21 protein-coding genes are annotated in these 24,058 nt (G+C 44.1%); 6 read left to right on the top strand and 15 right to left on the bottom strand.

Going from position 1 to position 24,058, the window contains the following annotated elements:
- Positions 1–69: 69 nt before the first annotated feature.
- Positions 70–3,177, top strand: a complete 3,108-nt coding sequence (locus tag R8G66_07275) for an ATP-binding cassette domain-containing protein (protein MDW3192147.1) — start codon at positions 70–72, stop codon at positions 3,175–3,177.
- Here the strand turns inward: R8G66_07275 and R8G66_07270 are convergent, their stop codons facing one another.
- Positions 3,178–3,912: a DUF2490 domain-containing protein gene (locus R8G66_07270; protein ID MDW3192146.1), complete on the bottom strand. Its 735-nt coding sequence runs from the start codon at positions 3,910–3,912 to the stop codon at positions 3,178–3,180. It abuts the gene before it with no gap.
- 74 nt (positions 3,913–3,986) lie between these two features.
- Complete coding sequence (locus R8G66_07265; protein ID MDW3192145.1) at positions 3,987–5,342, bottom strand: RsmF rRNA methyltransferase first C-terminal domain-containing protein; 1,356 nt, start codon at positions 5,340–5,342, stop codon at positions 3,987–3,989.
- A 134-nt stretch (positions 5,343–5,476) separates the two neighbouring features.
- On the opposite strand from R8G66_07265, the gene R8G66_07260 reads away from it, so the two are divergent.
- Positions 5,477–5,722, top strand: a complete 246-nt coding sequence (locus R8G66_07260; protein MDW3192144.1) for a hypothetical protein — start codon at positions 5,477–5,479, stop codon at positions 5,720–5,722.
- A gap of 114 nt (positions 5,723–5,836) precedes the next feature.
- Here the strand turns inward: R8G66_07260 and R8G66_07255 are convergent, their stop codons facing one another.
- The gene (locus R8G66_07255; protein ID MDW3192143.1) at positions 5,837–6,244 is read right to left on the bottom strand and encodes a response regulator; all 408 of its coding nucleotides are present in this window, start codon (positions 6,242–6,244) and stop codon (positions 5,837–5,839) included.
- 208 nt (positions 6,245–6,452) lie between these two features.
- Between R8G66_07255 and hrpB the strand changes: the two genes are divergently transcribed.
- Entirely contained in the window at positions 6,453–8,942 is a 2,490-nt protein-coding gene (gene hrpB, locus R8G66_07250) for an ATP-dependent helicase HrpB (GenBank protein ID MDW3192142.1), read from the top strand.
- A gap of 9 nt (positions 8,943–8,951) precedes the next feature.
- Positions 8,952–10,226, top strand: a complete 1,275-nt coding sequence (locus R8G66_07245; GenBank protein MDW3192141.1) for an acetyl-CoA hydrolase/transferase C-terminal domain-containing protein — start codon at positions 8,952–8,954, stop codon at positions 10,224–10,226.
- A 47-nt stretch (positions 10,227–10,273) separates the two neighbouring features.
- Here R8G66_07245 and R8G66_07240 read toward each other — a convergent pair whose 3' ends face one another.
- The 10 genes from R8G66_07240 to R8G66_07195 form a co-directional block, all read right to left on the bottom strand.
- Positions 10,274–10,669: a hypothetical protein gene (locus tag R8G66_07240; GenBank protein MDW3192140.1), complete on the bottom strand. Its 396-nt coding sequence runs from the start codon at positions 10,667–10,669 to the stop codon at positions 10,274–10,276.
- Between the two features lie 46 nt (positions 10,670–10,715).
- Positions 10,716–11,477, bottom strand: coding sequence for a DUF6597 domain-containing transcriptional factor (locus R8G66_07235; GenBank protein ID MDW3192139.1), 762 nt, complete (start codon positions 11,475–11,477; stop codon positions 10,716–10,718).
- Positions 11,478–11,541: 64 nt separating this feature from the next.
- The gene (locus R8G66_07230; GenBank protein MDW3192138.1) at positions 11,542–12,858 is read right to left on the bottom strand and encodes an MFS transporter; all 1,317 of its coding nucleotides are present in this window, start codon (positions 12,856–12,858) and stop codon (positions 11,542–11,544) included.
- Positions 12,859–13,521: 663 nt separating this feature from the next.
- Positions 13,522–14,187, bottom strand: a complete 666-nt coding sequence (locus R8G66_07225; protein ID MDW3192137.1) for a hypothetical protein — start codon at positions 14,185–14,187, stop codon at positions 13,522–13,524.
- Positions 14,180–14,557: a GntR family transcriptional regulator gene (locus R8G66_07220; GenBank protein ID MDW3192136.1), complete on the bottom strand. Its 378-nt coding sequence runs from the start codon at positions 14,555–14,557 to the stop codon at positions 14,180–14,182. The genes R8G66_07225 and R8G66_07220 overlap by 8 nt, the downstream gene beginning before the upstream one ends.
- A gap of 1 nt (position 14,558) precedes the next feature.
- Positions 14,559–15,353, bottom strand: a complete 795-nt coding sequence (locus R8G66_07215; protein ID MDW3192135.1) for a hypothetical protein — start codon at positions 15,351–15,353, stop codon at positions 14,559–14,561.
- On the bottom strand, positions 15,343–16,164 hold the full coding sequence (locus R8G66_07210; protein MDW3192134.1) for an ABC transporter ATP-binding protein: 822 nt from the start codon (positions 16,162–16,164) through the stop codon (positions 15,343–15,345). Before R8G66_07210 ends, R8G66_07215 begins: the two co-directional genes overlap by 11 nt.
- 232 nt (positions 16,165–16,396) lie before the next feature.
- Entirely contained in the window at positions 16,397–17,008 is a 612-nt protein-coding gene (locus R8G66_07205) for a hypothetical protein (protein ID MDW3192133.1), read from the bottom strand.
- A gap of 67 nt (positions 17,009–17,075) precedes the next feature.
- Positions 17,076–17,936, bottom strand: coding sequence for a hypothetical protein (locus tag R8G66_07200; GenBank protein ID MDW3192132.1), 861 nt, complete (start codon positions 17,934–17,936; stop codon positions 17,076–17,078).
- Positions 17,937–18,337: 401 nt separating this feature from the next.
- Complete coding sequence (locus R8G66_07195) at positions 18,338–19,012, bottom strand: SGNH/GDSL hydrolase family protein (GenBank protein MDW3192131.1); 675 nt, start codon at positions 19,010–19,012, stop codon at positions 18,338–18,340.
- Between the two features lie 149 nt (positions 19,013–19,161).
- Here R8G66_07195 and R8G66_07190 point away from each other — a divergent pair, with 149 nt between their 5' ends.
- Positions 19,162–20,412 carry a hypothetical protein gene (locus R8G66_07190; GenBank protein ID MDW3192130.1) on the top strand — a complete coding sequence of 417 codons (1,251 nt, stop codon included), beginning with the start codon at positions 19,162–19,164 and terminating at the stop codon, positions 20,410–20,412.
- Here R8G66_07190 and ttcA read toward each other — a convergent pair.
- Positions 20,387–21,199 (bottom strand): tRNA 2-thiocytidine(32) synthetase TtcA, encoded by an 813-nt coding sequence (gene ttcA / locus R8G66_07185; GenBank protein MDW3192129.1) that lies wholly within the window; start codon positions 21,197–21,199, stop codon positions 20,387–20,389. The genes R8G66_07190 and ttcA overlap by 26 nt on opposite strands.
- Positions 21,200–21,246: 47 nt before the next feature.
- Positions 21,247–22,722, bottom strand: coding sequence for a VWA domain-containing protein (locus R8G66_07180; protein ID MDW3192128.1), 1,476 nt, complete (start codon positions 22,720–22,722; stop codon positions 21,247–21,249).
- A 94-nt stretch (positions 22,723–22,816) separates the two neighbouring features.
- On the opposite strand from R8G66_07180, the gene R8G66_07175 reads away from it, so the two are divergent.
- Entirely contained in the window at positions 22,817–24,037 is a 1,221-nt protein-coding gene (locus R8G66_07175) for a M23 family metallopeptidase (GenBank protein MDW3192127.1), read from the top strand.
- The last annotated feature ends 21 nt before the right edge of the window (positions 24,038–24,058 follow it).

Genomic DNA, 24,058 nt, shown 5'->3' with positions numbered 1-24,058 from the left:
TATCAATCTGATGACGAAAGTCCCGCGCAAAACGCGGGACTTTTTTTTATTTTAGCCTTAATGCAAGGAATGAGCGAAACCATTGTCAATGCATTGGTACATCTGTTTGCCATCATTGAGAGTGTAAAAGAAGATTTCAAAGAGGATACCGGCGATTTGATCGTCAAGCCCTACCTCAAAAAGAATCTGAATCAGGAACTGACCAATGAGTACCTGAAACTCTTCTATGATTACCTGTCTTTCTATCGGGAAGCCAATCAGGACCCTTCCGGGAATCATGAGTTAGGTATTGATTCGACCAGTATCATCCAAATCGCCAAGATCTGTAACCAACTCAACAAGGAGCTACGACAAAGCGAACGTATCACGGTATTCATCCAGCTACTGGAATTGATCAATGCGGACGAAAAGATCATTGCAAAAGAAGGTGAATTTGCTTCACTGGTTGCGATGAACTTCAACCTGAATCAAAAGGAAGTCCAAAACGTCATGTCGTTCATCTTTGATAAGGATACGGACAACATTGACAAGAGTCAGCTCCTCCTCATCGATAATAAAATGACCGAATGGCCAGAAGAAGTGGCCTGGATGATGAGGAAGAAGGAGAAAAAGGTAAAAACAGAACATGGCGGTCTGCACATGTATGTGGAGAATCTTTATGGAAAGATCCTTGTCCTTCAAATAGAATCCGTAGAACGATTTGTCTTCAAATACGATGGCCCGCTAAACCTGTATTTGGAGGGTAATAAGATCTCTCCCAATAAAGCGTACTTCCTGAAACCCGGGTCGATCATCAAGGGCCCGAATATTGAATCGATCTATGAAACGGAAGTCACCAAGAAATTCTTAAAAGACAAGACCAAGGTCAAAATCGTATTGAGCGGTGAAGACCTGGAATTCCAATTCAAGAACAGCACCAATGGCATCCAGAAATTCAATTTCTCTGAGGAATCAGGCCATTTAGTTGGTATCATGGGTGGTAGTGGCGCTGGAAAATCCACCTTACTCAATTTGCTCAATGGTAAACTTGAACCAACGAGCGGGCGGGTACACATCAACGGATATTCCGTGCAGCGCGCAGGGCGCGAAGGAGTCATTGGGTACGTTCCTCAGGACGATCTCCTGTTTGATGAATTGACGGTTTATCAAAACCTGTATTTCAACGCCAAGATCTCTTTCTCGGGATTCTCCCCTGATCGGTTGAAAATGACCGTAGAGAAAGTATTGAAAGACCTTGATCTGTTTGAGATCCGAGACTTGAAAGTTGGGGATCCATTAAACAAGTCGATCAGTGGTGGTCAACGTAAACGACTCAACATCGCCCTTGAGTTGATGCGAGAACCGGGTGTGCTCTTCGTGGATGAGCCAACCAGTGGGCTTTCCTCCAATGACTCGGAAAAAGTCATGTGGCTATTGCGAGACCTGGCCAGAAAGGGAAAACTAGTGGTGGCGATCATTCACCAGCCATCTTCTGATATTTTCAAGCTGTTTGACAAACTGTGGCTATTGGATAAAGGTGGATACCCCATCTACAATGGTAATCCCATAGATGCGGTGGTCTATTTCAAAACCATGAGCACTCAGGTCAACGCTGCGGAAAGTGAATGTCCGAGATGTGGTAACGTGATTGCAGAACATATTCTGCAGGTCATTGAATCCACAGAAATAGATGACAATGGTAAGAACACGGGTCAGCGCAAGGTAGCCCCTAAAAGTTGGTACCTGCGCTATAAAGAAAACATAGAAAGCAATTTGAAGCGGGTGCGATATCAGGAGCAACTCCCACCTAACAACTTCAACATTCCTTCAAGACTGAAGCAGTTCAAAATATTTGGTCAACGAAACCTGCTTTCCAAACTGGCGAATCGGCAGTACATCCTGATCAATTTATTGGAAGCCCCCCTACTGGCCTTGATCCTTGGGTTTTTCTCAAAATATACACCTGCGGGTGGATACATCTTTCAGGACAATAAAAACCTGCCCGTGTACCTGTTCATGTCCGTGGTAGTCTCCCTTTTTATGGGGATGTCCGTGAGTGCGGAAGAAATATTTAAAGATCGGAAAATTCTCGAACGGGAATCGTTCCTGAATTTGAGTCGTACAAGCTACATCAATGCCAAGATCGCATTCTTATTCGTACTCTCAGCGGTACAGGCCTTGTCCTTTACCTTACTCGGCAACTGGATTTTGGAAATCAAGGGCATGACGTTCTACTATTGGATGATCCTGTTCTCTACCTCCTGTGCGGCCAACCTGATTGGTTTGAACATCTCCTCCGCCTTGAATTCGATCATCACGATTTACATCCTGATCCCATTTATTTTGGTCCCTCAACTGTTGCTGGGTGGTGCCATGATTCGTTTCGACGATCTGCACAAAAGCTTCAGTAATGACCGATATGTTCCTATCGTCGGAGACATCATGATCTCGAGGTGGTCCTATGAAGCCCTCTCAGTTGCCCAATACAAGGACAATCAATACATGAAGCATTTCTTTGATGCGGAGATGCGGATGAGCGAGTTTTCCTACGAAAACAACTATCACCTGCCTCGCCTTGAATCGCTGGTAAACAGCCTGAAAAGTGAAACCGACCCCTCGAGCAGACAACAGGATTTTATTTTACTCCGCAATGAATTGGACGCATTGGCCAAGCGCACGAATGTTAGCTTCAACCTGATCAGTGCTATTGACACAATATCATTCAATGAAACCATTGCTGATCGCACCAAATTGTATTTGACCCAGCGCAAGGAAACCTTTCAGGAGCAATACAAATTGGCTGTAGCCAATAAGGACTCCATTTACAATGGCCTGATAGCGACGTATGGCAAAGAAGGTTTTCAGAATTTGAAAAAAGATTACGGCAGTAAATCACTGAAGAACATTGTCACCAATCGGGCAGAACTCAACAAGGTTTATCACACAGAAGATGCCCTGATCCGTAAGAAAGACCCGATTTATATGAAGCCGTATTCGGATTATTTCCGGGCACATTTCTACGCACCGGTGAAAAAGGTCTTTGGCTATCCGATAGATACCGTATGGTTCAACATTGCGGTAATCTGGTTGATCACTGGAATTCTCTATGTTGCGCTACTGAAAAACACCTTGAAACAAATTCTCAAGATATTCAGTGGAGATCGCAAAAAGAAGAAAGCCAATCTATTGCGAGTCTGATCACTTCGTCAAATCCAACGAATGTGATAGTCCTAACAAAATGGTATGTCGATTCTGATGCTGATTGGCAGCCGTTTGAAAGAACCAGTGCATGTAGCCGGCCATGATTTTGAATGGAGCAAGGTCCCAGTGGAATTGCACAATTCCTCGATGCTGATCAAATACATTGATAACAACCGGGTCTCCTGCATTAACCATTACCTCTGAACTGAGTTCCAGAGATAGCTTATTAGCTATAGGAAACATGAACTGAAACTTGTTTCGAAAACGCCACTGATAGCTATAGCCGGAAACAAGCTCTCCATCTGCAGCATTTCTGAACCAACGCTCTTCTGCCATCACACGCCATGAAAAGTTGGTATTGCCTTGTTTGAAGCCATAAGACAAACTTTGAAACGGCCTTAATTCAGGGACCAGGACAAAATCGCTTCCTGCCGTTCGGTTGATGTTAAGGTTAGTGAACCCAAAGCCGACGGAAAATCCATTTTTCAGCTTTCTGGTCGCACTTGCAGTCAGGAAAATATGATAATCTTCGGTCCGATCTGTAAAATCACGGTATTGCACAATCCCGGATAAGCTCCATTTGTTACTAAGCTTCACTTTTTGGCTATAGTAGTACCATAGAATGGTCTCGTTGACAATGGCTTTGTCCTGATTCTGGCCGATAGCAACGCCTTGAAAAATTAATACAAAACAAAAAACAAGGAGGGCGTGCTGAAGAAAGTTCCGTTTCAATGGGTTAAGTCTAATAAGTTAATTCCCAAAACTAAACATGTTTATAGGAACTGAATTGTATCATTCGTTACTGATCATATGATATTCCGCTCGGCGGAATCACATTGCTGCGAATGGATTCTTAATCCCGAGGGGTATAAGCTATTGAATCGATTGCCCAAGTGATTGATAAATCCCAGGTTGACGTTTTTATACCTAACTACATTAAATCCTCGATCACCCTCAGGAGCATCAAATGCCTCCTTTCTTAAATAGAGAATCGCCTGTTCGTAAGTAAGTTCAATAGATTGATAGTGTTCGCTAATTAATTGTGAAAGGGCCAATTCATGTTCAGGGACCAACTTATTCTTTTTGAACTCCCCGATTCGTAAACCGCTTTTCAGCATATGCAATCGTTCACCCAACAAATCACGGGTTGGCAAATCATCGGTATAATACAATACTTCATCCACAACCAGACCTTCAGCCTGCGGATCTTTGATGTATTTTTCTACCGATACTCGTTTGCGTTGGTCTTTCTTTCGTTTGGCTTTCGGTGCTACACTTTCAGTCAATTCCTTCTTTTGAATCACAAAATAGGTGAACCCCTCCCCTTTCACTTGATGAGGAAAGGCCTTATACAAAGGAAATCCCTGCTGCTCAAATACCTTGAATCCAAACTCCGCTACCGCCATCGGTACCGGAGCTACTTCGTGATTGTCGATAAGCCACTGAAGGACTTCTTCATTCTCGTACTGATTGTAAGTACAAGTCGCATAGATCAAAAACCCTTCTTCCGCAAGGCTATCCCAGGCATCTGCCAGGATACGCTGCTGACGTTTCTGACAATGGGATACTGCCTCCGGAGACCATTCCTTCATGGCTTCAGGACCTTTTCTAAACAGTCCTTCGCCCGAACAAGGCGCATCAATTAGCATGAGATCAAACATGCCTGGTAATTGCTTGAAGTCTTCGGGATCATTGGAAGATACCCAATGCGAAGCAGCTCCCCATTTCATTACTGTCTCTTTCAAGATCCGTGCTCGACTTTGAATCACTTCATTAGAAAGCAAAATATCACCTGGCCTCAGTCCTGCGGCCAGATCTGTGGATTTCCCTCCAGGAGCAGCACACAAATCCAGCACCATCGCCTGCTCTGGCAACTTTTCCAATAATGACTTCAAAATGTACCCGACAACCATGGAAGAAGCTTCCTGTACATAGTAAGCCCCCGCATGCAACAACGGATCACACGTAAAATTGGGGCGTTCCGGTAAGTAATAACCATGATCCGTCCAGGGGACTTTTGGCAAGATCACCTCATGTGCCCATTTCGCAGGATTGACCCTCAAGCTTGTTACAGGTGATTCAGTGAGCGCAGATTTTAAGTCAATGACCTCATCAGCATCTAAAAACGAAAGCTGATCTTCAAAAGCGTGTGGTAAAATCATTTAGAGTAGTTATTTGCCATACCTATTATTTAATCGGTCGGTACATGTTACTTCAATTGACTAATTTGCAGCCTTCTTTGAATCAGGTCAAATCTCATATTATTTAACAAGAATAAAAATTTCAACCGCTATCCATGTTCAAATCCCTATTCAAGAAAAAGCCCAAAGAAAAACAACCACCACAACTACTAGACATCAATGGGAATCCTATCATGACCGGTGATCGTGTCGAATCTCAACGATATGAGTTAGGTGAATGTACGGTGGTACTCGAAGGACTTGAATTCTTTTATCAATCCGCCGAAAAGGAAGATCGGGTCAGCTACACGCGTATGGTGGATGCCATTACAGGAAATCAGAAGGTACTTAAGTTGGATTAAGTCTATTTGTTTCTCGTTACTGGATTTTCGTTTTTGGTTGGAAAACAATAGACTAAGAACAAAACCAGAAAAGAAAGAAGATTTGATGAAACAATCTAACGTTCAGGGTAAACCCTATTCTTCTGTATCAAAGAATCGATCGTAGATGTCGTTCAGTACGTCGTATGAAAGTGGTTTTGATCTAAATCCGGATAACTCTTTGATGGCTGCTGCTCGCTCTTCGTCTTTAGGGTTGATCGATGACGTAAGCATGATGACCTTTGGTCCAACACCATTGAGGCCCATCTGAGCGTATTCACGCATGAAATCCCAACCGTCCATTAAAGGCATGTTGATGTCGAGAAAAATCAGGTCTGGTAAGTTGCCATTCCTGGTCTCTTCGGCAATGTACTTCAAAGCTTCTTCCGCTTTGATCTGAGAAACAACCTCATCCGCGAACTTCGCGTGTCGAATAATTGTCTTATTTAGAAAGTTGGTGTGCTCATCGTCATCGACGAGCAAAATTTTCTTGAGTTTCTTCACGTCCTCAAAAAGTCAGAATTTAATGGTCAGGTTTCAACTGGTAAACAGTAAAGATAAAAGATCAAATTCATTTATGCTATCTAAAAAAATGTTCAAGCATTTTTATTGCTAAAACACGATAAAAATCAATTCCGATACTGATAAAAAAGCGTCTTTATGCTTGAATGTGCATGTTGCATAGGATTAATTTCGCTGAAATATCTTTTGAGTGACATTCGACCCTCACACCATTGATCTTCCTATCGTAGATGTGCTCGATGAAGCAAGCAATCAGCTTTCAGAGAACAACACGGTCATACTACACGCGCCTCCCGGAGCGGGTAAAAGTACATTACTACCACTGGCCTTACTGGACCTTCCATTTTTGAAGGAAAAGAAGATCCTGATGCTGGAACCTCGACGACTGGCGGCAAAATCCATTGCGCAACGCATGTCAACCTTATTAGAAGAGCCTCTGGGCAAGACAGTGGGATATCGCATTCGCTTCGAAACGCGGGTAAGTGATACAACGCGCATTGAAGTGCTTACAGAGGGAATCCTGACTCGAATGCTTCAAAATGATCAGGAATTGGAAAATGTGGGACTGATCATATTTGATGAGTTCCATGAGCGGAGTATACATGCAGATGCCGCGTTGGCTTTGTGTCGCGAAGCGCAATCAGTTTTACGACCTGAACTGAGACTACTCATCATGTCTGCTACGTTGAACGTACCGCAACTGAGCAGCCTGTTAAATGCGCCAGTCGTAGCGAGCGATGGCCGGCAGTATCCGGTTGAAATTATCTACACGGGTGAACCCGACCGCACACTCATCCCGGAAATGGCCAGTCAAACCATCATCAAGGCTGCCAAAGAAAATGACGGTGACATCCTCGCGTTTTTCCCCGGTCAGGGAGAAATTAGGAAAAGCGAAGAATTACTCCGAAGGAATCTGAAAGGATTTCATATTCACCCACTGTATGGCCAACTTCCGTTCAAGCAACAGCAAGCCGCTATCTGGCCCAATCGCGAAGGCAAAAGAAAAGTGGTATTGGCCACCTCTATCGCGGAAACCAGTCTTACAATCGAAGGCATCAAAGTCGTTGTTGATGCGGGATATGGACGTGCTTCCCGGTTCGATCCAAGATCTGGGCTCTCCGCCCTACATACACACCTGATCAGTAAAGATGTAGCGGACCAACGTGCTGGTAGAGCGGGCCGATTAGAAGCGGGCAAATGCTATCGCATGTGGTCTTTGGGCACACATGAGCGACTTGACGAGCATCGAACCCCGGAAATCATGGAAGCAGATCTCGCTTCTTTGGTGCTGGACCTGGCTTTGTGGGGCATTACTGATGTGAACCAATTGACATGGCTCACACCTCCACCGAAAGGCAAACTCAAACAAGCATCCGACATCTTGCATGAACTGGGCGCATTGGATAAAGGAAGGATCACGGAGCATGGAAAGAAAATGCATAAGATCCCTTGTCACCCAAGGCTAGCCCACCTACTATTGATTGCCGAGGAGCAGGACCTGTTGGACCTGGCCACGGATCTTGCTGCCGTTCTGGAAGAGCGTGACCCCTTACCCCCCAATAGCGGGATCGATATCAACCTAAGAATAGAAGCGTTACGCAAACACCGCTCAGAAGACCGACAGGGACGTGGTTTGAGTCGTATCGAGAAAGTGGCCGCCTCCTACCGTAAATTATTTGATATCGAGTCTTCTGATGAACCAGTTGACGATTTTGAAACGGGTTTTCTTTTGGCCCAAGCGTATCCTGAACGTATTGCCAGTGCAAGGCCCGGTAACAATGCGCAATTTCAGCTCGCCAACGGTAAATTGGCTATGGCCGGACACAGAGATGATTTGGCGCATGAAGCCTGGCTGGCGGTTGCGCATCTCGATGCACGTGATGGCATGGGGAAAATATTCCTGGCCTCCCCCTTGAATCCGCAGGACCTTGCTCCCCTGGTAAAAGAAGTAGAAATCGTCAAATGGGACACGGATGATGGCGGTTTGGTGGCGACAAAAGACCTGCGAATAGGAAACATCATATTGCAGTCCAAGCCTTTGCCAGAACCAGATGAAAGTCGTCGATCGGAAGCAATCCTAAATGCCGTAAGAGAGGAAGGAGCACAATTACTGGACATTTCTGAAGAAGTCAAGCAACTTCAATATCGGGTGCTCAGTCTCAGAAAATGGAATCCCGGCGGCCCATGGCCGGACTTAAGCCTCATTACCTTACTGCTCACCGTCGAAGAATGGCTGAGCCCATACCTGGACCAGATCAAAAAACCAGAAGATTTCCGTAAGCTTAACCTAATTGATATTCTGACCCATTTCTTACCCTACGAGTTGCAACAAGAGCTTTCCGAAAAAGCCCCGATTAAAATTGAAGTTCCAAGCGGTTCCAATATTAAAATCGAGTATTTCGAAGATGGCGCCCCTCCTGTACTGGCGGCCCGTTTACAGGAGCTATTCGGCATGGGAGAAACTCCTAAAATCAATAATGGAAAAACTGGCCTTTTAATGCACTTGTTATCTCCCGGATTCAAACCCGTACAGATCACCTCGGATCTAAAAAGCTTCTGGGACAATACTTACTTTGAAGTACGCAAAGAATTGAAAAGAAGATACCCTAAACACGAATGGCCCGACGACCCCTGGAGTGCGGAAGCAGTTCGAGGTGTCAAACGACGGAACAAACAATAAAAGCACATTATGATCAACGCACAATCTGCAAAAGCAGCACTCGCGCCTGTCCAATCAGGAGACAACATTTTTATTCATACAGCGGGAGCTACGCCTCAGTCATTGGTCCAAGGATTGGTCGAACGGGCCGATGAATTGAAGGATGTCACCATCTATCAGATGCACACAGAAGGGCCAGCCCCTTATGCCGAGGAACGGTATGCCGATAGCTTCAAAGTGGTGGCAATGTTCATGGGTCCCAATGTCCGCAAAGCGATCAATGAAGGTCGTGGAGACTTTATTCCCAGCTTCTTCAGTGAAGTCCCAATTATGATCCGGCAGGGTACTATTCCAATCGATGTAGCACTGGTCCAGGTTTCACCGCCAGACAAACATGGTTTTTGTTCGATGGGTATTTCAGTAGAAACCACCTTGGCTGCCGTAGAAACTGCAAAAACGGTCATAGCACAGATCAACCCTCAGATGCCTCGCACACACGGAGATGGGTTACTCCATGTCAGTTCATTTGCCGCGGTACTGGAAAAAGATGAGCCGTTACCCGAAATACCCCCTCATCCATTGTCAGAAGTCGAAAAACACATTGGACAGCATGTTGCAAGCATCATCGAAGATGGTGCAACGCTTCAAATGGGAATAGGTGCAATACCAGATGCGACACTGGCGTGTTTAGGTAATCACAAAGACCTGGGTGTTCACACAGAGATGTTTTCCGATGGCGTGCTGCCGCTGATAGAAAGTGGCGTGATCAATAACCGATTAAAGACCAAACACCCAAATGTGCTTGTTTCTGGTTTTTTGATTGGCTCCAGAAAGCTATATGATTTTGTCGATGACAATCCGATGGTTCGCATGCTGGATATCGAATATGTAAACGATACAGCGGTGATCAGAAAGCAACCTAGGATGACCAGTATCAACAGCGCCATTGAGATAGATATCACGGGACAAGTCTGTGCAGACTCTATAGGCTCACGCATGTATAGTGGCGTTGGAGGTCAAATGGACTTTATTCGCGGAGCTTCGCTTTCTCCCGGTGGGAAACCCATCATTGCATTACCTTCTTCTACGAAAAGAGGCGAGTCGAAGATTGTCCCCTTTCTCAAGCAAGGTGCAGGGGTTGTGACCACCAGGGCACACGTTCATTACGTAGCTACCGAGCATGGCATTGTCAACCTGCAAGGCAAAAGTCTGAAACAAAGGGCCAAAGAAATGATCAGGATCGCTCATCCGGACCATCAGGAAACGTTGGAAAAGGCAGCTTTTGAGCGGTTTAAAAGTTTCTAAACAATCCAAGAGCTATAAGGTCGAAGGCTAAGTTTTCAACACTCTGGTCAATGTATTCTTCCCCTTTCAAAAATGAAAGCCAGCAAGATCAGGATAACCGCAGTTCCAAAACCTAGCAAACCTATATTTATCCCTAATAACGTTTTCTCAGAACCATCGAGGTACTTCATGGAACCTCCGTACGCATCTCTTATGAAGTAGGCCAGTAAAAATCCACCAGTTACCAAAAGGCTTAATATTCCGGCCAGACGTGTTTTCTTCTTTTGCCATATCAGCCATAGACATAACATACCGATCCCGGTATTGGTAAAGAGTTGCCATACTTCATGGATCCTTGCATGGGGAGTCCAGTCCGGGTTGAAGACATGGGTATCATTGATCTCTAATATCGGAACAACCAACGCATACAGAACAATGGAAAAGGTAACAGCAGTTTTATTCATTTCGATTATTATTTAGGGTAATTAGCCAGCGGAAACAGTAGCTAATTTATTTTTCCTTTATAATCGACAATTGTAAAAATCGGTCGTTTTCGTTTTTGGTTAATTCACTGGGAGTGACTCCCGAAATTTTCCTGATCGATTTGATAAAATGAGATTGGTCAAAATATGGCTGTTCCGGGTACAATTTACCTCTCTTGATCTGTCCAAATGAAGCGGCACCCTTTCTGATCGTGCAGTAAGTTTTTAGTGAAATCCCAAAAGTCGTTTGAAAATACCTGTTGATCTGACGTTTAGTCCAACAAACTACCTCCGAATACTGATCCACAGATTGTGTTCCTTTGGTTTGGTCCACCAGCGTTAAAAGATGCTTTTTCCGTGAATCAATTGCTTTAGCTTTTGCAACGATTGTTAATAATCGATTATTCATGAAGGAGGAGAATGGTTGAGCTCTTTCATCAAATTTATCCAGCCCCCAAAAGTCCTGATCTATTAGATCAATATCATTTAATAATGAAGCTATTTGCTTTTGAATCAAGACTTCCACGGACAGGGGTCTAAACTGTACCCCAAATATGACGGTGCCAGGCATGATCATCACCTGTGCTCTATGCGTCCACAAGCCAGATAACGCTATTTCCTTCAACTCCTGATTTTGGTAGCTCACCAACAGATCGAAAAAGCCATCAGGAAGAATAGTGTGCTGAATTACTTCTGGCCCTCGGTTTTCAAGCCGCCATAAGCACCTCACCAATTCTTTTAACCGATCGTGTGGTTGTTCCTGATGATAAATCATGTAATGAAAGAGCATTCACCCAAAAATGAACCCTACATACAAGATAGAATGACATCTTGGAATTCCCAAAATGGAGGTTTTAGGGTTGTAGCCCTTTCTGTGGATTCTCCGCCTTAATCGCCCCAATAGCCAGGCAAGCAAAAATGAAGAGGCATATCCATCCGGCAAGTATGTAGGAACCAAAAAGAGTAAGAGACAAACTAAATAGGATCGGACCTAAAGCACTTGCAAATACCATCATCATCGTGACCTGTCCGGTGATCGCACCAAGATGTAATCTTCCAAAATAGCGTGGCCAGCTTACCGAATTCAATACCGCAAAAAGCCCGGTCATGATTCCCTGACCAATAACGATTAGATAGTAAGCACCCGACCAGGAACCGAGTAAAATGAATCCCAGAATGCCCACGCAAGCACCCGCTCCTTTGAGCATGGAAATATACTTTAACGGAATATGGTCACTGATGCTACTGGCAATAAGTGTCACGGCCACAGCCACATAGGAAGAGGGCAAAAAGATTCGTATCGCTTCTTGTTCCGTCAGGCCGCTTTCCCCAAAAATGGATATTACATGAAAAGTAAATCCTGTGATATAAAGTCCCTGCATCGCCAACTGCAAAGCAAATATCCAGAAAGAATAGCTACGGATCGCCTCACTTTTCGTGAATTGCTTCACTACTGGGTAAAGATGTTTCGAGACTTTTTTACTCCCTGTGAAATTTCCATCTGGCTTTAGTCCACTGTCCTCCGGACGATCTCTAAAAACGAGAAAAGCGAACAATGGAAAAATTAATCCCGCAACTACAGCTAATAGCTGCCAGGCACCATTCCATGAGTATTGAGAGATCAGGTGATACAACCAGATGGGTGAAATAGAAAATGCGACGGAAACGAATACATTACTAATCCCAGTTGCTAACCCTCTTCTTTTATCGAACCATTCCATCATCATGTTGCGGGAGGTCATGGTAAGTACCCCCTGCCCGAAGAATCGCAGAAAAAGGAAACAGACGGTCATGATAATCAGTATCAACAAAGGTTTGGATAAGCCAAGTACCTCAAAGATGATCCAGTCCACGTTACTTAAGACCATCAAGATCAATCCTAACCCCAGACTTGATAGAATGGCCAATGTACGTGCACCCCACAGGTCATACTTCTTTCCGGCCCAGGGAAGCAGAAAGGAACTACCAATGGTCCCGAACATATACGCCAGGCTCAACTCATCTCTGGAAATATTCAATACTCCCAACAATGGATCTGTGAATACAGAAACACCCATGGTCTGTCCGGGAATACTCATGAAGATACCCAAGGATCCTGCTACCAGAATAATGATCCCATAGAAGAAGGGAAACTTAGAAGGATCAAACGGAAGATGGGCTTTGATTCTCATGTTCCCGCGAAGGTAGACGATTCAGTCCTGTGGAAATACGCAAACCTTTTCGGTGGTTGTCAGGTTCGTAAAATCTGTATTTTAGATGGTTGAATGGCTTGTTCGGAGTTACCTCCAATGGGTCGTTAACCTCTCTCAGGTGAAACACTTGCAAGGGCTAAGAGTTGTTAATTCATATCATAGGTGATAATACCTACGAAGTTTAGAATACGTAATTGCAAAATAAAATTTTTAATCGTCATTCCTGAAGAAGTGAAATGGAGTTCAGGGTGCCTGAACAAGGAATCTCAAAAACCGGTAACCTGAGTTTCTAAAACACGTCATTCTCGAAAATTGGGCTCAACATTTCTCTAAAGAGAGCATTTTGTCGGTAATCTCATCAGCGCGTAAAAGAGATTCCCCGGACTGGGCGGCTGATATTTTCTGTTCTTCTAGGAATTTTTGACCAGAAAATTCTGGAATGACCGGGTCACGTAGACGCGCTGAAAGGCGTGTTTTAGAATCGAACTCAGATTGATAGTGAATGCTCCATTTGATGAGATTCCGGCACTCCACCAAGTTCCGGCCGGAATGACGGAAAAGATTCAGGATAACCTATTAAACCACAAAGCCAACCTCCTATCGGAAGCTGGCTTTGATCATAACAGCACTACTTACGTTTATTTAGTACATTCTCAGATTACTGGTTTCATCCTTCTGAAATTGGAAATTCTTCACTTCATGTAAGCTCAAATAAGACCTATCACTCATTTGACCAGTTAATGATCTAACTTCTGAACGGAGCTCAACATTGCTCTGATTGATTTCAAGATTCACACTTTCAAAAGGTGTCTCAAATACATCGAATTCAGCATCCCAGGTCGCCTGCAAGTCCAAATGTCCAACCCTCGGACAATCAGATAATGCCCCTCTACCTCCTCGTTGGTTTATCACCAGGCTATCGAGGCGTAAGTCTCTTATTGTATACCTGCTCTCGACCGAAGTGATCGACGTGAATGCTGGACCGGTATTGATCACGAAGGACTGCTGTTCATCATTCGCAGACCCTAAATCAATAAGCACCAACGTATCGCCTTTCATTTCATATTCGATAGCTTCAAAGGAATAAGCCCTTTCCGCGTTCAACTCAAAAGATGCCGTATCGGAATGATGAATATTGACATGTTGATCGATCCCCTCAAAGGAAAGATGTTTAAAGTCAGGTATCACCTGCTTTTCAGTCTTGGTTTCCTTATGACCATAATCTCCCCTAAGCCTCAGTTCAACAAACGCAGCGGTGATGTAAAACACGAGCACAGCAGCGGTTATTAGTAAAATTCGATTACTCATTTTCATGTGCTTCCGTATTTAGTTGATCAATCTCCTGCTTCAATTCATCGGATGAAATACCTAAAAGAGCTGCCTGACGAATGATTTCAGGCAATACCCGTCCGAAGAATTCCTTTCGTTTAGACTCCAGGATAAACTTCTGGGCATCGGTATTTACAAAGTAGCCGATCCCCCTTTTATTTTCAATGATGTTCATGGACTGCAATTCGTTGTAGGTTCTCATAATTGTGTTAGGGTTGACGCCCACTTGCAGCGCCAGTTCTCGAACGGAGGGAATCTTATCCCCTACCGGATACACGCCACTCATCACTTTCTCAATGATGTTGTCGGCGATCTGAAGGAATATGCTTTTGTTTTCACTAAACTTCATATCACACCTCCTTCTCCTTAATTTTCAAAAATGAAACCGTCAGTAGTACCAAATTGATGGACCATACGATGATGGACACCCATCCAATGGCTTGTTTCCCGGAATTTGGAAATAACCAAAGGCTATCATTAGGGTGATACATTGCAAGACCCAACTTTTCGATGACCACATACAAGATTCCCATGGAGCTGAAGAAGATCACCGCCATGACAAACAGCGTCTTCACCAACGGGTATCTTTCAAAGTGTGCCGCTCCAGTAAAAGCAATCATCAGTCCCATGAACGCCAATCCAGAGATAAATGATTTGATCCAAGTGCCCGCAGGATCATTAGGGACCAGTTCTGGAATCTTATTGAGCTGCATGGTTGAAAAATTCGCATCCGGATAGAATACCTGAAATACATACCCTTCAAAATGGAAGATGATCCAAAACATGGCAGGCACCAGAATAAACAATACAATTAGTTTACTGATCAATTCCAGCAAGAATTTTTCTAGACTTGAGGCTGGCAGCATCAAAAAACTGATGGTTTTTTCTTTCGCTCGAAATCCCGAAAATGAATTACCTACGAAGAGTAGTCCTCCACCGATGAATATGACCATGAATAATGGGAGGAAAATTCTTGGTTCTGAGCCCGGGTTCAGATCATTAGAAAGCTGAACCAGAAAAAACAAGATAAACAGTGCTCCACTAAACCCTACCAGAGTAAATAAGATCAGTCTTTGATGGTGCGCGAAACTTTGTTTCGCTAATTGGATGAAACGAGGTAGGCTAAAGGTGTTGTTAGTTGACATAGCTTCTGAGTTTTTGAGTCCCTTGGGTTACCGCGTTGAATAATAATTCGATATCTACATGTGAACTGTCGCCAGGAGTAATGACCCGGTACCCGCCAGGCGAAGCTTCACTGTACAATATCTCCTCTCCTTCCGCAACACTGCTATTCGCAAACCGCAGCTTACTGGAGATTTCGTGCATTTCCTTTTGCATCACAAACTTGCCTTCATCCAGGATCAATATCCGGTCGATTAGGTTCTCCACATCTTTGACCTGATGAGTGGAGATCAGGACCAGCTGATCTTCATCGAGGGCTCCTGCCATACATTTTCTGAAAATAGATTTACTCGGAATATCCAGTCCGTTGGTCGGTTCATCCAATACCAACAGCCTGCATTTAGTGGCGAGTGCAAATGAGATCAGAAACTTTTTCTTTTGACCGTAAGACAGTTTCTGCAAATTGTGCAATTCCGGCAGTTCAAATGAATTGACCAGTTCATCGAACAGCGTTTGATCAAACCGAGGATAAAAAGGCGCATTGGCCTTCACATAATGCTTCCCTGAAATGGCCGGCAGGAAGAATTCCTCCGACACAAAAAAGAGATTTTCCAGATGACTGGGCTCCCGCTTCATTGGGTCGTGACCATTGACCTGTATGGCCCCCGATTGCGGAAACAACAACCCTGTCATCATCTTCAGGAGACTGGTCTTACCAGCTCCGTTTTTCCCAAGCAAACCCGTGATACTGCCCGCAGACAATTCACAGGAAAGGTCTTGAAACAGCGGCGCTCGCTTGGGGTATTGAAAGTTGAGTTTTTGAATGTTAATCATGTCACTGATTTAGTGTACTACTTTACTAATACAGTACAAGAATAGAGAATTTTATTGATCTATTCAAAACCTCGCTATAATTTTTTCAGAAATGTTGGGTGAATGCACGTTTCAGCCACTGTAAATGCTCTTTGCAAATGAACATTGTGGCATAAGACAAACTCCTTCTCGTGGCAGAAAAGCTTAAATGAGCAATTAAACACCTTCTTTCTTAAGAGATCAAAAAAGGATTCTAATTGATCAATTCCGGTGCTTTGAAACCAAAATGATCGATTTCTTCTTTGTATCGCTCTCCCAATAGCTTAATCGTTGCTTCCTTCCACTGCACCTTCTTCTCGTTCCTTCCCTGGTTGTTCCCTACTGGCACAGCTATGCGATCAATTCCAACTCTGTCCAGCACGCGATCAAGACCAATTTGTAATTCCTCGTTGCGTTTGTTCAAGTTCGAACTGTGCAAGACAATGACTTCATCCACCTCTTTGATGTAACGCATTTGATCCAGGACATCATCCAGACGTCCTTCTCCGCTCATGATTGATCTTAATTGATCATCTTTTGGTGCAGGACAGCCTTTAGCTACCCAATCATCGAAAGTCATTGACTTATAACTTTCTGCTACACCATATTTCTGATAATAATAAAAAAAAGAATGCGCTCGGTCCCACGTATTCCGTACGATTACAAAGGACAAGTATTCATCCCATGCCTTCGGGAATTTTTGCTTGATCAACTCTGGGGTCTTGTGGTTGACCGTCGGAAAACGAGGATCGAATGGATTATGAATAAAATCATGTCCCATCAAGGCCATCTTAATCGCGTAGCTCCCAGCCTTAGAATTTTCCACAAAAATTAACTTTAGCTGGTCATCGATCATCGTAAGGTAAATATGTATAGGTTATACGATTGAAGGACTATTTCCCTCCTCCCTCTTCAGGATCTTCTTCTTCGTTGTTTTCTTCGGCAGGAACGCCTTCAGCAGGTGGATCTTCTTCCGAATTAGGATCCTCCTCTTTTTGTTTCTTTTTCTTCTTTTTAAACAAGCCTCCCAGGCCCTTTTTCTCAGTCTGAAGCGAATCCGGTACCACTGTTTGATTCGCCAGGGTGTCTACAGGTGCTGGTTTTGGATCCGGACGATTGTCTACGAGCAGTTTCCCAAAATACTTGTTATAGTAGTCCTGTTCTGCATTGAAGTTATCATTAGGATCATAACGGAAGCGATATTTCTGCTCTTTTTTCTGCTTCACCGAAGAAGGTACTTCCTGCTTGGCAACTGCAATAGAATCCAATGCGAGCGAATCCGATGATACAATTCCCAGTGAATCTGATGAATCAAAATCTGAGGCATAGAACTCGCCTTCATTGACAGGTCCGGTTTGGTCACGCTCTGGCCCATATACATTCACCATCGGAGCGGTACGTAGTTTATATTTTTTCAACCAGTGAGGCTCTCTTTTGACAATGCCGTATTTCGTCTTTCTTACTTCTTCCCGGGGCTGAACATACCTGCCTGCATAGGCGTAATATTCGCTCCAGTTATTTTTTGGAGGAGAATCTCCCATTCCAATCGAGTCCACTTGCGTGGTATCTACGGCCGATAAAGAAGCAATGTATTGTTGACGAGTGCCCTCATCGAGTTTCCAGGCGTATGAATAGAATGCGGTTCGGGTAGAGTCGTCGAGGATATACGTGCTCTGGTAAGCAGGGCATATGATCCTATCCGTGCAAGCCGTTAGCAGGATCATCGCAAACACAAAAACGCATAACACTCGCATAAAAGCCGATTTGGCAATGAAAGCCCTAAATTAGAATTATTACATCACAACGCCAAAAGAAGCAGTTTAGCACACGATGATCAAAGAATATTTATCGATTAGTGAACAGATATACTTTTTTGTCAAGAATTATGACGCCCATCTGCACCCCCTTTCGCCCTGGCCCTGCACCAAGCGGGGCCGGCCATACCTCGTCCTGCAGGCGGACGAGCTAGTGCTCTTTTGTTATAATCACCAATGAATGTTCGTTTCTGCTTCTTGAAAAACTAGTAGAAGGACTACAGATATTAACAACTTCTAATCCCACTTTGAAAAAGGCTGATCATACCATGTTGATAAGTTAGGAGAATAAGATCGTCAGGCTGAAGCTTTTAGGAGTGTCAGGTTGAGCCTGTCGAAACCTACTCCACAAACCCAGGCAAAATCACCTCTTCCACCCAGCGGGTGTACATTGTTCCTGAGGGATGTAGGTTGTCACTCGCAACCAAATCGGGGTTTTCGCCTGCTTCTCTGGAAATTGGTGTGATGTCATAAAATTTGATACCTCGCTCCTCGGTCTGTGCTTTGGCATACGCATTGTATTCATCGAGTTCTCGAGCGATTTTCTCCGGGCCAAATCTACTTCCGAAGGGTGTCAACCCATAGTCGGGAATTGAAACCACAAAGACCTTATTCACATCGCCTCCCGCAAACCCGATGGCTTGATCCAGCAATGCCACAAATTCTGTTTCGTATTGCGAAAATTCGTAACCTCTAAACTGATTGTTTACACCGATCAGTAAAGAAACCAAATCATAGGTTCCCTGGGGATCAGCCTCAGCAATAGCCGCCTGCAATTCGTTGGTGGTCCAGCCTGTCGTCGCGATAATTTGGGGATCATCATAATTAGCGCCATTTTCATTCAGTCTGGCAGTCAGTTGTACAGGCCAACGAAGGTTCTCATCCACACTTTCTCCAATGGTATAAGAATCTCCAAGTGCGAGGTACCGCAAAGACTCGGTTTCAACAGGTTCGTTTTCATTCATATCACAGCAAATAAAAGTGCAAAGCAACAGTACACCAACCAGAAATTTCATATCAGCAATGTTAGTCAAATGAGTATAACTCGCAACCCTCCGTTGATGTTTTCAGCTTACCGATCAAATAAAATCCCGGCTTATTTACAAGTTGGTTGAGGGTACGCCCATCTGCCGTTGTTTCGCTAGAAATACCACCAAAAACTCAAATGTCAAGATTAATTTTTTATCTCCTACTCTTGATCCCTATTGGGCTGTGGGCCCAGCAAGATAGCCTGATGATCTATTACAAGACGGGAATTGCAGCATATGAAACGTCTGACTATCAAGGGTTTTACAAAGCTTTTAAGAGGGCCAATGAAATTCGACCGGGCAATCCAACACTGATCTACAATCTGGCCTGTGGCTCAGCTCTCACCGGCAGAACCGATCATGCCTTTGCACGATTGAAAGAATTCTTATTGATGAATGCAACCCATGACTTCAGTACCGACAAAGATTTCAAAAGGCTGTGGGACGATCCCCGATTTCTGGAACTGGTTGAACTGCAAATCGATCTCAGCGACACCATTCGCACCAGCAATGAGGCATTCAAACTAGAAGCACAAAGTTTTCACCCCGAAAGCATTACTTATTGCACTAAAGACAACAGTTTTTTCTTTGGCGACATTCGATCCCGTCGCATCATGAAAGCCAATTTGGATGGCCAATTATCGGAATGGTTACCAACCCAGCAAAACATGTATGCAGTGATGGGCATTGCCCTTAATGAATCCAAAAATGAATTGTGGGCGGTTACCGCTGCGCTCTCCGAAATGGTCGACTATCATGATTCCTTGCATGCAAGCAAATCCAGCATGTTTGTATTTGACATGACCACTAAGAAATTAAAAGCTAAATGGTTGTTTGACAATAAGGTCCTTGGTGGCATTACCATTGGTCCAAAAGGAAATGTACTGGTCAGTGACCTAAAGCACAACCAGATATGGGAAATCAAAGATTTAGAAAAAGGCCCTATCCTATATAAGGACCTTTCAGGCAATTTTTTCAACATTCAAGGGATGACTTATAATAAGGACGGCTCTAAGTTGTACTTATCCGATTACATCACTGGTTTGTATTACCTGGATCAAAAAAAGGTTTTAAAAACTATGCGACCTCCTAAAAATGTCTCGTATAAAGGTATAGATGGCCTCTATTATCACGATGGGAAACTATTTGCGACACAAAATGGGACCAAACCAATGCGATTTTATCAGTTTCAATTGGACACAAATGGTACTAAAATTGAGTCGGCGAAACTTGTGGATCAAGCAGGTATCCTGAATGAGCCTACCACCGGGACGTTCACAAAAGATCAGTTCCTGTTCATCGCTAATAGCCCCTGGGGAGCGTACGATAAAACCAAAAATTTCAATCCCGAAGGCCCAGTCGTTATTCTGTCACAGCGTCTGGAGTAGCGGTCATCAGGTCCCGAAAAGCCATCAGGTCTTTGTCCAGTAAGTGAGAGGTGTGTACATTTTTCAAAGCAGTCAGCATGATTTCTTTGCGATCGGGATACTTTTTTTCCCAGGTAGTCAGCAGATCCTTGATGATCTGACGCTGTAGGCCTTCCTGCGAACCGCAGAGATTACATGGAATGATAGGAAACTCTCGAAGCTGAGCATAAGTTGCGATCTCCTCTTCCTTACAGTAAACCATAGGCCGGATTACCAAATGTGCCTCATCATCGGTCAGGTATTTGGCTGGCATTGCTTCTAGTTTCCCATTAAAGAAGAGATTCATCATAAAAGTCTCCAGGACATCCTCCCTGTGATGTCCTAATGCCACTTTATTGGCACCAATCTCCTTAGCATAGCTGTACAAGGTCCCACGACGTAACCTGGAACACAAACTGCACATGGTCTTACCTTCCGGTACTTTATCTACCACAATGCTATACGTATCCCGCTCCAGGATCTGATAGTTAACGCCCTGCGCATCCAGATAGTTAGGCAGCACACGTTCAGGGAAACCGGGCTGCTTTTGGTCAAGGTTTACAGCAATGACCTCAAAATCAAAACCACGCACCTTTTGTACATGCATGATCATATCCAGCAGCGTGTAGCTGTCTTTTCCACCGGAAAGGCAAACCATGATCTTGTCTCCTGCCTCAAACAGGCCAAAATCTTCATCTGCTTCCCAAACAGACTTTCGTAAACGCTTGACCAGTTTTCGGTTCTGCTCCTCTACCTCTGACAATTCCATCGCGCAAAAGTCGTGAAAGCCAGGCGCTTTATCAATATCAAAATGATTTACTGAAGGTTATCTGTCGCATTGACAAGCCGGGCAAACTCTGCTTTGAATCCATGTTCATCTGGTAAAGTCAAACCTTCCTGCCATGTGAGGATATCTCCATAAGACACTTTACCTGCATAAGCCGATCCTCTTAACAGCATTCCATACGCCACAATACCTGCAGAAAATTTCATGAAATCACTGGACTGTTCAAACGTATGTCCCAAATCCAATACTTCAAGCTCCGTTTCAACACTGCTCTCTGAGTCCGGATTTTTGTACCTGAATTGAATGGTAAAGGAAGGGTCCAGTCGCAATGCACTCTCTTCCTCCAAATCAGCTGGAACAATCTCATACAGTGCTGTTATATTCTGTCCTGCCCCTATCTCACCGGCATCTTCACTATCATCCTCAAAATCCTCAGTTTCTAATACACGATTTTCATACCCAATAAGTCGATAGGATGAGACAAGCTCCGGATTGAATTCCACCTGAACCTTAACATCCTTGGCCACCGCATAAAATTTAGAGTAGTCGTAAATGAAGACTTTTCTCAATTGCTCGATGTGATCCACATATTCATAGGTACCATTGCCATGATTGGCAATCTGCTCAAGGGCCGCATCATTCAAATTACCCCTGCCTACGCCAATTACTGTAATGTAAATACCAGATGCGCGCTTTTCCTCAATCAGTGTCACCAAATCTTCCTGACTTGACGGCCCTACATTAAAGTCTCCATCAGTCCCGATGATGATCCGGTTATTTCCACCGTCGATAAAATGTTGTTCAGCAATATTATAGGCAGTAAGAATTCCTTCCGCTCCCGCAGTACCTCCACCCGATCCCAGTCTGGATATCGCCGATTTAATGGTTGCCTTATCCGTTCCTGGCGTAGATTCCAGAACAACCCTCGCTGAACCAGCATAGGTCACAATGGCTACCCGATCTTCAGCACGCATTTGATCGACAAAGGCATTGAAACCGTTCTTTAATAACTCCAGTTTGTCTTCACTCGACATGGAACCAGAAACATCGATCAAAAAGATGAAATTTGAATTGGGCAATTGCTCATCTGGGATCTCGCGTCCCTGAATACCAATCCTGATCAACTTGTTTCCTTCCTGCCAGGGACAATCGCTAATTTCCCCATTAAGAGATATCGACTGATCCGTTTCCTGTAAGGGATAATCCAGGTCAAAATAATTCAGTAATTCCTCCGATCTTATCGCTCCCTTTGGTGGTACGGTTTGATCCTGAGTAATGAACCGACGTACATTCGCGTATGAAGCACCATCCGCATCAATCGAAAAGGTAGAAATCGCTTGTTCAGTTGTGTTGATAAAAGGACTTTCCTCAAAATCATTATAGCGATCTCCACCTGCAATGGAAGGATCGAAACCATCATAAGCTAAACTCGCGTCGCTTAAAGTGCAGCCTGCAGCTATCAAAATCAAACAGCTGAAACAAGCGAAATTTATAATTCTCGTCATTTTGTGCGTGGTTTAGTGATGGAAATAAAACGACAAATACCATCCTAAATTGTCATCAAGGTATTGATTTGTGCTACTTTTCTTTTTCTTACCATTGGGAAAAAACAAAAAACCCAAAGCACCTAAAGTTCGTTTCCACGCGGTAATGGCCTTCCAAACCTACGGTAAGTATTTCCTATTGCTGATCTGTCTACAGGTACTGTTTACCTCCTGTTCAAAAGAAGAAAAAGTACCGCCACGGTATTATCCTCGAGATAGTCATGATGCCTATCGAAATAATTTAGTAGAAGCCAATCTAAATGAAACAGCGTTAGGAAAAGATTGGCTTACTGCAGCTAATCAGATTTTTGAAGAGCAAGTAACCTTACAGCTCCCTTATCAGGAAGCATTTCACATGGACCCAAAGTTGCCTGAAGCGTTAGGTTATCGGTTTTCCGCAAAAAGAGGCCATAAAATCGTGATAAGTTTGGATCAGATTGAAGGAGATTCAGCCATCTTATTCATTGATGCCTTCAGAATTGTGAATGACTCCTTGGGTGACTATCGACATGTTGCCTCTGCTGATAGTAGCTGGCAACTGGCATTTGAACCTCGACGTGATGCAGAATACATCCTACGATTTCAACCAGAACTGCTGCGTGGTGGTAGCTATAAGATTGATATCCAACATGGGCCTACGCTGCAATTTCCAGTTGCAGGTAAAAACAAAAGAGCGATCTGGAGCTTGTTTGGCGACCCCAGGGATGGAGGCAGAAGGAAACACCACGGCGTAGATATTTTTGCAAAACGTGGAACGCCTATTGTTGCTCCCACCAAGGGATATGTGAGGTTTGTGGGTACTCGCGGTATTGGCGGCAAAGTAGTTTGGATTCGGGATAATAAAAGAAACCAAAGCCTGTATTTCGCGCATTTGGACTCTCTAATCGCCGAACAAGGTACATACGTCAATCCTGGTGACACCATAGGCACAGTCGGCAACACGGGGAATGCACGATACACCCCTCCGCACCTACATTTCGGCATCTACAGCAATGGCCCGATCGATCCCTATGCACACATTGTTGAGATTTCCGATCAGCCTACTCCAATCGGTGATCACCTTGCCCTGCTAGGTCAACCCGTACACGCTTCAAAATCCAGTTTCCTACGAAACTTACCCAAACATCGATCGCAAGTGATTGATACGATACAAACTGACACAGCGCTGGAAGTAGAAGCTGTGATTGCCAATTACCTGAGAGTAAAGACCCCTGAGGGTACCAAGGGCTACCTTCAACGACGGCAGCTTCAATTCTCTTCAGGTCCTTCAAAATGAGAATTCAAGCCAATTCTTTTC

It is taken from the genome of Cytophagales bacterium (assembly GCA_033344775.1).
Lineage (GTDB): Bacteria > Bacteroidota > Bacteroidia > Cytophagales > Cyclobacteriaceae > JAWPMT01.
Note: the sequence above shows the minus strand (reverse complement) of the source record. Positions and strands in the feature narration are given on the sequence as shown.

Bases quoted from the DNA above. Each gene is read 5' to 3' on its own strand.
- R8G66_07210 (MDW3192134.1), bottom strand. From the start codon at position 16,164: ATGATTAACATTCAAAAACTCAACTTTCAATACCCCAAGCGAGCGCCG.
- R8G66_07235 (MDW3192139.1), bottom strand. From the start codon at position 11,477: ATGCTCTTTCATTACATGATTTATCATCAGGAACAACCACACGATCGG.
- R8G66_07215 (MDW3192135.1), bottom strand. From the start codon at position 15,353: ATGTCAACTAACAACACCTTTAGCCTACCTCGTTTCATCCAATTAGCG.
- R8G66_07260 (MDW3192144.1), top strand. From the start codon at position 5,477: ATGTTCAAATCCCTATTCAAGAAAAAGCCCAAAGAAAAACAACCACCA.
- R8G66_07195 (MDW3192131.1), bottom strand. From the start codon at position 19,012: ATGAAATTTCTGGTTGGTGTACTGTTGCTTTGCACTTTTATTTGCTGT.
- R8G66_07245 (MDW3192141.1), top strand. From the start codon at position 8,952: ATGATCAACGCACAATCTGCAAAAGCAGCACTCGCGCCTGTCCAATCA.
- R8G66_07275 (MDW3192147.1), top strand. From the start codon at position 70: ATGAGCGAAACCATTGTCAATGCATTGGTACATCTGTTTGCCATCATT.
- R8G66_07220 (MDW3192136.1), bottom strand. From the start codon at position 14,557: ATGAAGTTTAGTGAAAACAAAAGCATATTCCTTCAGATCGCCGACAAC.
- R8G66_07190 (MDW3192130.1), top strand. From the start codon at position 19,162: ATGTCAAGATTAATTTTTTATCTCCTACTCTTGATCCCTATTGGGCTG.
- R8G66_07225 (MDW3192137.1), bottom strand. From the start codon at position 14,187: ATGAGTAATCGAATTTTACTAATAACCGCTGCTGTGCTCGTGTTTTAC.
- R8G66_07180 (MDW3192128.1), bottom strand. From the start codon at position 22,722: ATGACGAGAATTATAAATTTCGCTTGTTTCAGCTGTTTGATTTTGATA.
- R8G66_07265 (MDW3192145.1), bottom strand. From the start codon at position 5,342: ATGATTTTACCACACGCTTTTGAAGATCAGCTTTCGTTTTTAGATGCT.
- R8G66_07230 (MDW3192138.1), bottom strand. From the start codon at position 12,858: ATGAGAATCAAAGCCCATCTTCCGTTTGATCCTTCTAAGTTTCCCTTC.
- R8G66_07200 (MDW3192132.1), bottom strand. From the start codon at position 17,936: ATGCGAGTGTTATGCGTTTTTGTGTTTGCGATGATCCTGCTAACGGCT.
- R8G66_07240 (MDW3192140.1), bottom strand. From the start codon at position 10,669: ATGAATAAAACTGCTGTTACCTTTTCCATTGTTCTGTATGCGTTGGTT.
- ttcA (MDW3192129.1), bottom strand. From the start codon at position 21,199: ATGGAATTGTCAGAGGTAGAGGAGCAGAACCGAAAACTGGTCAAGCGT.